13 protein-coding genes are annotated in these 13,405 nt (G+C 33.5%); 3 read left to right on the forward strand and 10 right to left on the reverse strand.

All coding sequences use genetic code 11. The features are described from left to right. Positions 1–13: 13 nt before the first annotated feature. The 3 genes from BK821_RS10810 to BK821_RS10820 all read right to left on the reverse strand — a co-directional run bounded on the left by BK821_RS10810 (position 14) and on the right by BK821_RS10820 (position 4,269). On the reverse strand, positions 14–325 hold the full coding sequence (locus BK821_RS10810; RefSeq protein WP_071331663.1) for a rhodanese-like domain-containing protein: 312 nt from the start codon (positions 323–325) through the stop codon (positions 14–16). Between the two features lie 19 nt (positions 326–344). After that, positions 345–2,759 carry a leucine--tRNA ligase gene (leuS, locus tag BK821_RS10815; RefSeq protein WP_046836745.1) on the reverse strand — a complete coding sequence of 805 codons (2,415 nt, stop codon included), beginning with the start codon at positions 2,757–2,759 and terminating at the stop codon, positions 345–347. A 340-nt stretch (positions 2,760–3,099) separates the two neighbouring features. After that, positions 3,100–4,269, reverse strand: coding sequence for an MDR family MFS transporter (locus BK821_RS10820; protein WP_046836746.1), 1,170 nt, complete (start codon positions 4,267–4,269; stop codon positions 3,100–3,102). Between the two features lie 108 nt (positions 4,270–4,377). Between BK821_RS10820 and mnmL the strand changes: the two genes are divergently transcribed. Together mnmL and mnmM are read left to right on the forward strand one after the other, a co-directional pair. Continuing rightward, positions 4,378–5,331 (forward strand): tRNA modification radical SAM protein MnmL/YtqA, encoded by a 954-nt coding sequence (mnmL, locus tag BK821_RS10825; protein WP_046836747.1) that lies wholly within the window; start codon positions 4,378–4,380, stop codon positions 5,329–5,331. Then, positions 5,328–5,891 (forward strand): tRNA 5-(aminomethyl)-2-thiouridylate-methyltransferase MnmM, encoded by a 564-nt coding sequence (gene mnmM, locus BK821_RS10830; RefSeq protein ID WP_071331664.1) that lies wholly within the window; start codon positions 5,328–5,330, stop codon positions 5,889–5,891. The genes mnmL and mnmM overlap by 4 nt, the downstream gene beginning before the upstream one ends. Positions 5,892–6,024: 133 nt before the next feature. Here the strand turns inward: mnmM and BK821_RS10835 are convergent, their stop codons facing one another. From BK821_RS10835 to BK821_RS10845, 3 genes are all read right to left on the reverse strand, one after another. Beyond that, a complete protein-coding gene (locus tag BK821_RS10835) occupies positions 6,025–6,426 on the reverse strand; it encodes a transcriptional regulator, SarA/Rot family (RefSeq protein ID WP_046836749.1) in 402 nt (133 codons plus the stop codon). A 147-nt stretch (positions 6,427–6,573) separates the two neighbouring features. Then, positions 6,574–7,530, reverse strand: a complete 957-nt coding sequence (locus BK821_RS10840) for an L-lactate dehydrogenase (protein WP_071331665.1) — start codon at positions 7,528–7,530, stop codon at positions 6,574–6,576. Between the two features lie 202 nt (positions 7,531–7,732). Continuing rightward, complete coding sequence (locus BK821_RS10845; protein ID WP_046836751.1) at positions 7,733–8,557, reverse strand: alpha/beta fold hydrolase; 825 nt, start codon at positions 8,555–8,557, stop codon at positions 7,733–7,735. Between the two features lie 266 nt (positions 8,558–8,823). On the opposite strand from BK821_RS10845, the gene BK821_RS10850 reads away from it, so the two are divergent. After that, complete coding sequence (locus BK821_RS10850; protein ID WP_046836752.1) at positions 8,824–9,825, forward strand: proline dehydrogenase family protein; 1,002 nt, start codon at positions 8,824–8,826, stop codon at positions 9,823–9,825. A 111-nt stretch (positions 9,826–9,936) separates the two neighbouring features. On the opposite strand, the gene ribH is transcribed toward BK821_RS10850, so the two are convergent. Genes ribH through ribD form a run of 4 tightly spaced genes read right to left on the reverse strand, consistent with a single transcriptional unit; the run spans position 9,937 to position 13,284 of the window. Then, on the reverse strand, positions 9,937–10,395 hold the full coding sequence (gene ribH, locus BK821_RS10855; RefSeq protein WP_046836753.1) for a 6,7-dimethyl-8-ribityllumazine synthase: 459 nt from the start codon (positions 10,393–10,395) through the stop codon (positions 9,937–9,939). 12 nt (positions 10,396–10,407) lie between these two features. After that, positions 10,408–11,589, reverse strand: coding sequence for a bifunctional 3,4-dihydroxy-2-butanone-4-phosphate synthase/GTP cyclohydrolase II (locus BK821_RS10860; protein WP_046836754.1), 1,182 nt, complete (start codon positions 11,587–11,589; stop codon positions 10,408–10,410). A 12-nt stretch (positions 11,590–11,601) separates the two neighbouring features. Continuing rightward, complete coding sequence (ribE, locus tag BK821_RS10865) at positions 11,602–12,234, reverse strand: riboflavin synthase (protein WP_046836755.1); 633 nt, start codon at positions 12,232–12,234, stop codon at positions 11,602–11,604. A 6-nt stretch (positions 12,235–12,240) separates the two neighbouring features. After that, on the reverse strand, positions 12,241–13,284 hold the full coding sequence (gene ribD, locus BK821_RS10870) for a bifunctional diaminohydroxyphosphoribosylaminopyrimidine deaminase/5-amino-6-(5-phosphoribosylamino)uracil reductase RibD (RefSeq protein ID WP_071331666.1): 1,044 nt from the start codon (positions 13,282–13,284) through the stop codon (positions 12,241–12,243). Between the last annotated feature and the right edge of the window lie 121 nt (positions 13,285–13,405).

Genomic DNA, 13,405 nt, shown 5'->3' on the forward strand with positions numbered 1-13,405 from the left:
TATTTAATCTTTATTATACACTTTTAACATCTAGACCTTCGTCTCCCCAAGCATCCATGCCACCTTCGACATTTACTGCACGTACATCATTTTGTTCTAAATACTGAACAACTTGTGCACTACGACCGCCAACTTTACATATGATGTAATAAGTTTCATCTTCATTAAAATGGCTTAAATTTTCTGGAATTTGGTTCATGGGAATTGTTTCTGCGCCTGGTATAATGCCCATAGCTGTTTCTGCATCCGTTCTCACATCTACAATATTAACTGGGTTTGCGTTTAAAACTTTTTCTTTTAATTCATCAACTGTAATAGATTCCATGTTCAATTCCTCCAAAGATTTATTTAGCTACGATATTAACAAGTTTTTGTGGTACAGCAATTACTTTTTTAATCTCTTTACCTTCAATTTCACCTTTAATAATATCATTATCAAGCGCTATTTGTTGCATATCCTCTTTTGAAACATCTCTTGAAACTTTAATCTTGGCACGTACTTTACCGTTTACTTGTACAACAATTTCCACTTCATCATCGACTAATAATGATTCATCATATGAAGGCCACGGTTGGTAAGTAATTGTTTCATCATGACCTAGACGAGACCATAGTTCTTCTGATATGTGAGGTGCAATTGGTGATAACATTTTTACAAATCCTTCAATATACGGTTTGTATATTTCATCAGTTTTGTAACAATCATTGATGAAGACCATCAATTGACTAATTGCAGTATTGAAATTCAAAGTGTTAAAGTCTTCAGTGACTTTTTTAACGGTTTGATGGTAACTCTTATCTAAATTTTTACTATTGTTATTTACCACTTTAATAGAAAGTGAATCATCTTCAGTAACGAGCAAACGCCATATTCTATCTAGGAAGCGTCTTGAACCATCTAAGCCATTTTCACTCCAAGCTATTGCAGCATCAAGCGGCCCCATAAACATTTCGTATAAACGTAGTGTATCTGCGCCATGTGATGTGACGATATCATCTGGATTAATTACGTTACCTTTAGATTTACTCATTTTTTCATTACCTTCACCAAGAATCATGCCTTGATTATATAATTTTTGGAATGGCTCTTTTGTTGGTACAACACCTAAATCATAAAGTACTTTGTGCCAGAATCTTGCATATAATAAATGTAAAACAGCATGTTCTACGCCACCTATATATAAATCAACTGGTAACCAATGTTTTAATTTTTCCGGGTCAGCAAGCATTTGGTCATTATTTGGGTCTATATATCTTAAATAGTACCAGCAACTACCTGCCCATTGCGGCATCGTATTAGTTTCACGACGACCTTTCATACCAGTTTCTTGGTCTACTACATTTACAAAACTATCAATATTAGCTAATGGTGATTCACCTGTACCTGATGGCTTGATTTCATCCGTTTCAGGTAACAATAATGGCAATTCATCTTCCGGTACCGTAGTCATCGATCCATCTTCCCAATGAATGACTGGTATAGGCTCTCCCCAGTATCTTTGACGACTGAATAACCAATCTCTAAGTTTATAGTTAACTTTTTTCGTGCCAGCGTTTTTCTGTTCTAATAATTCTATTGCTTTTGAAATAGCATCTGCGTTATACAGACCATTCAATTCTCCTGAGTTGATATGAGGGCCATCACCAGCATATGCTTCTTTTGATAAATCTCCACCTTCAATAACTTCCACAATTGGCAAATCAAATGTTTGAGCAAATTCATAGTCTCTTTGGTCACCACTTGGCACAGCCATTACAGCTCCAGTACCATATGTTGATAAAACATAGTCAGCAATCCATATCGGTGTACGTTCACCTGATAACGGATTTACCGCATACGCGCCAATAAATACACCTGATTTTTCTTTAGAGAGACCTGTACGCTCTAAATCAGATTTTTTCGCCGCTTCTTGTTGATATTGTTCAACTGCTTCTTTTTTATCTTCAGTTGTAATTTGGTTTACTAATTCATGTTCAGGACTCAACACTAAGAACGTTGCACCATAAATCGTATCAGGACGTGTTGTAAATACTTCAACCTGTGCATCACTATTTTCTACATCAAACGCAATAGCCGCACCTTCTGAACGACCTATCCAGTTACGTTGCATGTCTTTTAATGATTCAGGCCAATCTAAATCATCTAAGTCTTCTAATAAACGATCGGCATATTCAGTGATTTTTAATACCCATTGTTTCATCGGTCTACGATACACTGGATGTCCACCACGTTCAGAAACTCCATCTATTACTTCTTCATTTGAAAGCACTGTACCTAAAGCTGGGCACCAGTTTACTGCAACTTCATCAACATAAGCAAGTCCTTTATTATACAACTGTATAAAAATCCATTGCGTCCATTTATAATATTCAGGATCAGTTGTATTCACTTCTCTATCCCAATCATAACTAAAACCTAATTCTTTTATTTGGCGTTTAAAGGTTTGAATATTCTGTTTAGTGAACTCACGTGGATCATTACCTGTATCCAAGGCATATTGTTCTGCAGGAAGCCCAAAAGCGTCCCATCCCATTGGATGTAATACATTATACCCTTGCATGCGTTTATATCTTGAAACGATATCCGTTGCAGTATAACCCTCTGGATGTCCAACATGTAGCCCTGCGCCTGATGGATAAGGGAACATATCTAGTGCGTAGAATTTCTTCTGCCCTAAATTGTCACTTGTTTTAAAAGTTTTAAATTCTTCCCAATAATCCTGCCACTTTTTTTCTATTTGATTATGATTGTAATTCACTACTACTTCCTCCTATTCAATAAAAAAACACCTCAAACTATTATTCATTACTAAGGGACGACTATGCCGCGGTACCACCCTGTTTCACATTAAATGTGCGCTCATTTTAATTAAATAGTTAGAGATGTTATAAATTCACTTTGAGTTCTGGTAAGTTCACTCAAGACTTAACACTAGGTTCCACCCTTCCTAGTTCTCTGTAGATAAGCTCTCAAATTACTACTCCTATACATTATTAATAATATTTGAAATAAGGGTTTATTTCAAGTGGAAAAATTGAAATATCAGTTTATCAAACAGAATTAAAGTCAAAACCATATGTCAACAGTATACTTACACCTTAAGTATCATTCGATAGCTTTCTATCATAAATCATTAAAAAAATGAGTGCAATGACTAGTAATGCAATCATACTTAAAAACATTGCCTGCATGTTAAATGTATCGACAACGATTCCACCTAGAAGCGGACCAAATGCTTTTCCAACTGTAGCCGCAGAATTCACATACCCTTGAAAAGATCCTTCTTTACCTTTAGGTGCTAATTGATTAGCGATGGTAGGAACAGCTGGCCATACAAACATCTCTCCTAGAGTAAGTATAATCATTCCTATCATAAACACTGAAAATTGTTGTGCAAAGCTCGTCACAAAGAATGAAAGTATAAATATACATATACCCACAAGCATTTGATATTTTAAATTGCCTTTTAATAATTTTATAATTGGTAATATTAGTGGTTGTGCGACTAATATCATTATGCCATTTACAGTCCATAGCAAACTATATTGGCCCATCGAAATATTTATTTCCTGTGTAAACGAAGCAATAGTACTTTCCCATTGAATGTATGCTATCCAACAAATACTAAACATTACACACAAGAGCGTTAATGCTGTAACTTGCACTCTATTGTCTTTAGATAATAAATTCATTGCATCATTTGTTTTAACTTTTAAATCAAGTTTTATATTAAATTGCGTTACAGCCACAACGGCAAATGCAACATACATTAATAAGTTTGCTATAAAAATATAATTAAAACTCAATTCTGCTACAAAACCACCTGAAGCCGCCCCAATTGCAACTCCTAAATTTTGCGCTAAATAAATGGCATTAAAAGTTTGCCTACCACCATTGGGCCACACCGCTCCTGCCATAGCATAAATCGCTGGAACAATCATGCCACCACCAAAGCCTAATGCAACTAACCATACAGCATACCATGGCCAACCATGAAAGAAATTCAATAATGTGGTACTCATTAAACATATGACTGTGCCTATCATTATCGTTCGATAACCACCCAATTTATCAAATAAGCTACCGCCTAATAAATTACCGACAACCATGCCAAAGGAATTAATCATTAATACCAATCCAGCGATTGTCAGACTCTTATCTAATTGTTCATTCATATATATTGTATTTAATGGCCATAAGAAGCTTGAACCAGTAATATTTAATGCCATACCAATAACCAACCACCACACTGATTTAGGCATGTTCATGCACTAAGCCCCTCTCTAAATTTAATTTTCTAATTTTACACTAAACACTATATCACTAAAATATGTTAAAATCTTTAACTATAATGATTTTAGAAAGGAAAATGTTATATGGGGCAATTTTTCCCTTACGCATTCGAAAATAAAAGGTATCACACATGGAACTATCACTTGAAAAATAAATTTGGCCAGAAAATTTTCAAAGTAGCTATTGATGGCGGTTTTGATTGTCCAAATAGAGATGGAACTGTAGCACATGGCGGTTGCACATTTTGTTCAGCTGCAGGAAGTGGCGACTTTGCAGGCGATCGCGTCGATCCAATTGAAGTACAATTTCGACAAATCAAAGATAGAATGCATGAAAAATGGCATGATGGTCAGTACATTGCATATTTTCAAGCATTCACTAACACACATGCACCAGTTGAAGTATTACGAGAAAAGTATGAAACGGCATTAAAAGAACCTGGTGTAGTCGGACTATCTATAGGTACAAGACCTGATTGTTTACCAGATGATGTTGTAGAGTATTTAGCAGAGTTGAATGAGCGCACGTATTTATGGGTAGAACTTGGTTTACAAACAGTACACCAAGAAACTTCAGATTTAATTAATCGCGCCCATGATATGCAGACATATTATGAAGGTATCCAAAAATTACGTAAGCATAATATCAATATTTGCACTCATATCATTAATGGACTGCCTGGCGAAGATTACAATATGATGATGGAAACTGCTAAAACAGTTGCACAAATGGATGTCCAAGGTATTAAAATACATTTGCTTCATTTATTAAAAGGCACACCAATGGTTAAGCAATATGATAAAGGTATGTTGGAATTTATGTCACAAGAAGAATATACCAATTTGGTTTGTGATCAGTTAGAAATCATCCCCAAAGAAATGATTGTCCACAGAATAACTGGTGATGGTCCTATTGATTTAATGGTCGGGCCCATGTGGAGTGTAAATAAATGGGAAGTTTTAAATGAAATTGATAACGAGCTTGCACGAAGAGCATCCTATCAAGGCAAACTTTTTGAAAGTACTGTTCAATCATGAAATTAGAACGTATACTACCATTTGCCAAAACCTTACTCACCACACATATTAATAAAGAGAGTATTGTAATTGATGCCACATGTGGCAATGGCAATGATACATACTTCCTTGCACAACAAGTACCTAATGGTAAAGTCTATGGCTTTGATATTCAGACGAAAGCTATCCATAATACGCAACAAAAAACAGTCGAATTTCATAATGTCGAATTGTTTCAAGCAAGTCATGACAACGTACAACAATATATTCCAACAGAAGAACACGGGCAAATAGATGCAGCAATTTTCAATTTGGGTTATTTACCTAAAGGCGATAAATCAATCGTTACACATCCTGAAAGTACGATTGCTGCAATTAATTCCATCTTCGATATATTAGCACCAGAAGGTGTAATTGTTTTAGTAATATATCATGGACATGAAGAAGGTATAATAGAACGAGATGCTGTCATTGAATACTTAAGATGCTTCGATCAAAATAAAGCTCATGTACTTCAATACCAATTTATAAATCAACAAAACAACCCACCTTTTATCTGTGCAATAGAAAAAAGGTTATAAATTGTTCTTGTTCTCATTTCTGTATATTAAGATCACTAACCACTATTTGTATAAAATAAAAGACCAATCAGATTTAAAAAATCTGATTGGTCTTTTTAGATTTAGGATACATATCCCAACCTATAATTATTCCCTATAAGTTTATGATAGATTTAAGACTAGTTTGGATACTTGTTGCTTTTGCTTCAATTTCCTCTTTGAAGAAATTCAAAAGATCTTCCCTTTGATCTTTTAAATCTTCGTTAAAATGAATAATAACTGTACGCTCGTCATTTTGAGGTCTTTCTTTAATAACCCACTCTTTTTCGACTAAATCATTATAAGTTCTTGTACGCTTATATGATTTGACATGTACAAAGTCATCCATTTCCTTTAAAGTCATTGAACCTTCTTTCCAAAGTGTTAAAAGAATCAAGATTTCTTCTTTAGACATCTTGTATTGCTTTTGTACTTTAGAAAAAATATCCTCGATGTCTTGCAAGATCATTTCTAATCTCAACACTCCATCAACATTATCAATAAGTGTTTTTCCCATAGAGTAATCCCCCAATCATAGTAAATATTAAACATGTAAAATTAATTCGTAAAACTCTCATTCCTAGAGTATAAAATTCTACTCTGTATAAATAATAGAATTTTAAATAAAATTAATCTTATAAACAGTTTAAAATTAAACTATGAATTATGCAATTATATGAGAGATTTTATTTTGCATTTCTTTTAATACTGTCACTGAATTATCAAATAATGCGCTTTCTTCATCATTCAATGGTGTTTCATACACTTTAACCGCTCCTGCTCGATTAATTAAAGTAGGTACACCTATATAAACATCATTCTTATCGTACTCACCTTCTAAATAGCTAGACACTGTTAAAACTACATTTTGATTTTTTAAGATAGCTTTCGTAATGTGCAATAAGCCCATAGCTATACCATAATATGTTGCACCTTTAGCTTGAATAATATCGTATGCTGCATCACGAGTATTTATAAAAATTTCTTCAATTCTATGTTGCTTTTGACTATCCCCATGTAAAATTTCATATAATGGTTGGCCCGCAATATTAGCTTGAGACCAAACGGCCAATTCTGAATCACCATGTTCTCCAATAATTTGGCCCTCTACACTCATTGGTGAAACATCAAATTCTTTAGCTAATTCATATTTAAAACGTGCTGTATCTAATATTGTACCAGAACCAATAACACGTTCTTTTGGTAAACCTGAAATTTTTTGTGTTACATATGATAATACATCCACAGGGTTTGTAGCAACTAAGAATATTCCATCAAATCCTGAATCCATAATTTCTGTCACAATAGATTTAAATATTTTAGTGTTTTTTTCAATAAGATCTAATCTTGTTTCTCCAGGCTTTTGTGCTGCTCCAGCAGTTATGACGACTAAATCAGCATCTGTACAGTCTTTATAATTTCCTGCTTTGATATTTACAGGTGAATCTCCGTATGGTGCGCCATGATTTAAATCCATAACATCACCTTTAACCTTCTCTTCCGCCAAGTCAATAATAACTAGTTCGTCAGCAACACCTTGTGCAACTAGAGCAAAAGCATAACTTGAACCAACTGCGCCATCACCAATTAATACAACTTTATTACTTTTAATATTTTTCATATTTTGACTCTCCTCACTTATTTTTCTACGAATCACTATTGTGATTTATTTCACAATTAAAATATAACAAATATTTCCAGTTAGCGCAATATTTTTTGTGATTTATTTCACATTTATTTGTGCAATGTTTTCTCTTGTCTAATAAAAAGCACCAAACAACATCTACATTGTTTGGTGTCTGTATATTACACGAATCATTAACTTATGAGGGCTCGTTCTCATCATGAATGATAAAGCCATTGTTACTAGCACTATTGTTTAAAAAGGCTAACATATATCTCATAACTTCATCACGCTCAGGTTCATTGTGAATTTCATGGTATAAACCATCCCAAGCTTTAAAATATAATTCATTTGTAGTGACTTTATCTTTAATTAGTTTCATTGTAGAAACGTCAGCCACTTTATCTTCTTGGCCATACATCAAAAGTAATGGTAATGGGCTAACATCTTTTAAATGTGTTACTGTTTCTTTCATTATCTCAGTGATTTGTTTATACCAATGGTATGTCACTTTTTGAAGCATTAATTGGTCATTGCGCGTTTCTTCTATCACTTCTTCATTACGAGTTAAATCTTCAACAGTTATACCTACTTTAAACCTCTTATCTTTAGCTAATCTTCCTACATTAGATATAATTTTATCTTTTCGAGATTTATTGCTTTTTTTAAATTCTAATAAAGGAGAAACAAGTATAAGGCCTTCTATTGGTACTTCTACTTTTTCGAGAAGATTGAGGATAATCAAACCACCTAAACCAACACCCATCACATAGGTTGGAATCTTATATTCATTTGCGATTTTAATCCATTCAAGAATATGCTCATGATATATATCAAAATTATTTATTTGGCCTTTATTTGAACGTGATGTTTGACCTTGCCCGGGCAAATCGCCCATGATTACATGATACCCATTACGGCGAAGCATCGTAATAACATATGCATATCGTCCCGTATGTTCAAGCATGTTGTGTGCAATCACAACAACGCCTTTTGCTTCATTTTCGGTTTCCCATTTCCACATTTATCCATACTTCCCCTTCTACATAAATTTCCTTACATTTATTGTATCAAAATATGCTATACTTTTTCCATTTTAAACATAGAATTTGTAGTGAAACACTTATTTTGTTAAACACTATAAATCAGAACTATGTTATATAGTAATACCATGAGTATATATTTCGATTTAAAGTGTAATATATTTTATTGCAAACGATTTCATTACTTTTAAATTCATGCTACACTGATATTGAAACATAAGCTATAAGCAGAATGGGAGGAATTAATATGCCAATTGTGAAAAACTTTTTTATAGGATTATCTAATAATTCATTACTAAACAATACTGCTAAGGAAATAGGACCTATGTTAGGTGCTAATAAGGTCGTTGCAGGAAATACGATCCCCGCCTTAGTAGACACAATTGAACGTTTAAACAACAAAGGAATTACAGTTACCGTAGATTGCCTTGGGGAATTTGTTGTAACTGAAGGAGAGGCGATAAGAGCAAAAGATCAAATATTAGAAGTCATGTATGCTATCTATAACCATAACTTAGATGGACATATATCAGTTAAACTGAGTCAACTCGGTTCTGAATTTGATATCGATCTTGCTTATCGTAATTTACGTGAAATATTATTGAAAGCAAATGAGTTCAATAATATGCATATTAATATTGATACCGAGAAATACAATAGTTTATTTGACATTACACAGGTATTAGATCGCTTAAAAGGCGAATTTAAAAATGTAGGTACCGTTATACAAGCTTATTTATATAAAGCAGATGCGCTTGTAGACAAATACCCCGAGTTAAGATTACGCATGGTTAAAGGTGCTTATAAAGAAGCAGATACGATTGCATTTCAAACTAAAGAAGAAATAGACGAAAACTACATACGTCTAATTGAAAAAAGATTATTAAGTGCCAAAAACGTAACATCTATTGCTACGCATGATGACAGAGTCATCACGCATATCAAACAATTTATTAAAGATAATAAAATTGAACGAGATAGATATGAGTTCCAAATGTTATATGGTTTTCGCTCTGATTTAGCAGAAACGATTGCAAAAGAGGGTAATAACTTCTGCATTTATGTACCTTATGGTGACGATTGGTTCAGTTATTTTATGAGAAGATTAGCAGAGAGACCTCAGAATTTAAATCTTATGTTCAAAGAAATTATGAAGCCTAAAGTACTCAAAAAAGCCGGTTTTGTCACTTTAGGTATCACAGCAATCGGTGCGACAATTGCATTAGTAAGCCGTTTATTTAAAAAATAACCATTAAAATGAAAAAATGATACAAAAAAAGACTTGGACAACCACAATAAAGCGTTTGTCCAAGTCTTTTAGTTAGCGAATAAAAATCATTTCAACCTACTGTTTAATAATTTAAATCTCTCTTAATAAGTTAGCCATTTCTATTGCACTTACTGCTGCTTCTGACCCTTTATTTCCAGCTTTAGTACCGGCGCGTTCAACAGCTTGTTCAATACTTTCAGTAGTTAATATACCAAATATTACTGGTGTATCCGTAACATCGTTGGCTTTAGAGATACCTTTAGCCACTTCATTACATACATAGTCATAATGAGTTGTAGCCCCTCTTATAACACAGCCTAATGTGATAACTGCATCATATTCATTTTTTTGAGCTAATTTTTTTGCTACTAAAGGAATTTCAAATGCGCCTGGTACATATGCAACATCAATATTGCCTTCAGGTACTTCGTGACGCACTAACGTATCCTTAGCTCCATCTAATAAACGATTTGTAATAAAATCATTAAACCTACTTACTACAACTGCAACTTTTAAATCTGAACCTATTAATTTACCTTCAAAATTCATTCCAATGACCTCCTATATTAAATGACCCATTTTAACTTTTTTTGTATCCATATAACCTTGATTGTGTTTGTTTGTTGGCACCACGAGTTCAATTCTTTTCGCAATATCTATGCCATATATTTCTAAGCTTTCAAATTTCTTAGGATTATTACTTAACAAATTCACTTTTTCAATACCGAAATATTTTAGAATTTGTGCAGCTTCTTTATAATCTCTTAAATCTTCTTCAAAACCTAAAGCAATATTCGCTGTTACTGTATCGTAACCTTGTTCAATAAGCTCATAAGCTTTTAATTTATTAATTAAGCCTATGCCACGACCTTCTTGTGGCAAGTATAAAATAACGCCACCATGTTCATTTATATATTTCATAGAGGCCGCTAATTGCTCACCACAATCACATCTTTGGCTATGGAAGATATCGCCAGTCAGACATGCTGAATGAATACGCACATTTGTCGTTTCTTTAATCTCACCACTCACAATTGCAACAAGTTCTTCGTTACTGTTTGCCGTTGTGAAACCATACATATCAAATTCTCCATACTCAGTAGGCATTTTAACTTTGGCTTTTGCTTCTAAGTTGGATGAAGAAGCCTGTCTATATTTGACTAAATCTTCAATTGAAATCATCACAAGTTGATGTTCTTCTTTAAATCTTTCTAACTCTTCACCTTTAGCCATTGACCCATCTTCGTTCATTATCTCACATATTAATGCTGCTGGTTTAGCCCCACTCAATGTTGCTAAATCAACTGAGGCCTCAGTATGCCCAAGTCTTGATAAAACACCATTATTTTGTGCAATTAAAGGAAATAGATGGCCTGGTTTATTAAAATCGTTAGATGTGGCATGATCGTCTATTAACGCTCTTGCTGTCATCGTTCTTTCTACCGCGCTAATTCCTGTCGTTGTATTAACATGATCCACACTAACTGTAAACTGTGTACCGTATACATCAGAATTATGATTTACCATTGGATTAAGATCTAATTTTTCAGCTATGCTATGACTTATAGGCGCACATATTAATCCTCTACCATAAGTAGCCATAAAATTAACTGTATTATCTTTCATCCATTCAGTTACAGCAACTAAGTCGCCTTCATTTTCTCTATTTTCATCATCTACAACGATGATACTATCGCCATTTTTAAGTGCTTTAAGTGCAGTATCTATACTATCTAATTTCATATATTTGCCCTCCTAAAATCCAAACGCTTTAAGCTTATCTGAAGTTAATCCCACATCATTATTGCTGACTATTTTCTCTACATATTTAAACAACATATCCGTCTCAATATGCACAGGATCACCTATACGTTTTAGATTTAAAATAGTGGATCTACGTGTTTCCGGAATAAGATGAATATCAAATTCAGCATCTTTCAATTGAAAAATCGTTAAACTTACACCATCAACTGTTATAGATCCTTGTTGGACCATTTGTTTAATTAAATCCGTAGATGGTTTAATAGTTACAATTTTAGAATTATTAGATGATTGTATGCGTGTCACTTTGGCAACTTCATCAACATGTCCTAAAACAAAATGGCCGCCAAATCGACCTTGTCCACTCATCGCTCTCTCTAAATTTACTTCTGCAGATTGTTTCAACTGATTGAGATATGTCTTGTTTTCAGTTCCCTTAATTACTTGAACTGAAAACGAACGATTATCAAAATCAACAACCGTTAAACATGCACCGTTAACACTTATCGAGTCACCAATATGCATATCTGCTAATATCGTTTGGCAATCAATCGTTAAGTTAACCACAGATTGTTGTGTGGTCACTTTTTTTATAGTCCCTATTTCTTCAACAATACCGGTAAACATGTGTCATCACTTCTTTCGCAACTCTAATTTGATATTTTGCTCAATCATTTGGGAATTTATAATTTCAAATTGAGGTGCTTCTGATAAATCAAAAACATTTTCAGTTTGAAAGAATTGATAATTTCCAGAACCACCTATAATTTTCGGGGCATAATATAAGACAAGTTCATTCGTAAAATCTGATTGTAGAAATTCAGAAGTTATAGTTGGACCAGCTTCTACCAACAATCTTCCAATTCCTTTTTTATATAAATCTTTTAAAATTTTATTGATTGAACATGATTCTAGTGTAATCACTTCAACTTGTTCAATATTAGTTTTTAAAGTTTCATTTTCAGTATAAATCCATATAGATTCATTAGGATTTTTAAACATATCTAATTCGAAGTTAATTTGGCCAGACTTTGATAAGACGATTCTTATAGGATTTTTTCCCTCTTCAATACGTGTCGTATATTGAGGATTATCTGAATCAAGTGTTCCTCTACCTGTTAACACAGCATCATGTGTATGCCGTAATTGAAATACATCTTGCTTTACAGCTTTATTAGTAATCCATTTACTTTGACCTTGATCAGTCGCTTGTTTGCCATCTAAACTACATGATACTTTCACAGTTACATTAGGAACCTCATTACTCTTCGCTATAAAAAAGTCTTTATATAATGCTTCGGCTTCGCTATTTTGACGAAATTCAACTTCTATCCCAGCACGCTTCAATATTTCATCACCTTCTGAAGGTAATGTTGTATCTTTTACGGCATAGATTACTTTTTGAATGCCATGCTCAATAATTTTATTCACACAAGGTGGTGTCGATCCATAATGTGTACATGGTTCTAATGAAATATAAATTGTGCCACCCTTTGCTTTATCCTGAGCCATGTCTAAAGCTTGTACCTCTGCATGTTTATCGCCTTTTTCCAAATGTGCACCCATACCGACAATACGCCCATTGTTAACTACTACAGAGCCTACCGGAGGATTCACACCTGTTTGACCATCAACCATTTTAGCTAATTGAATAGCATAATTTGAATATTGACTCACATTATCACCTCTAAATAATAAAAAACACCTAAAATTTAAAATTTCAGGTGTGGGATTTATCGATATAACAATGTCTATTTATAACTAAATACACTTACAGAAAATTAACAAAATAAGTGTA

It is taken from the genome of Staphylococcus sp. LCT-H4, from assembly GCF_001866145.1.
Classification (GTDB): domain Bacteria; phylum Bacillota; class Bacilli; order Staphylococcales; family Staphylococcaceae; genus Staphylococcus; species Staphylococcus succinus.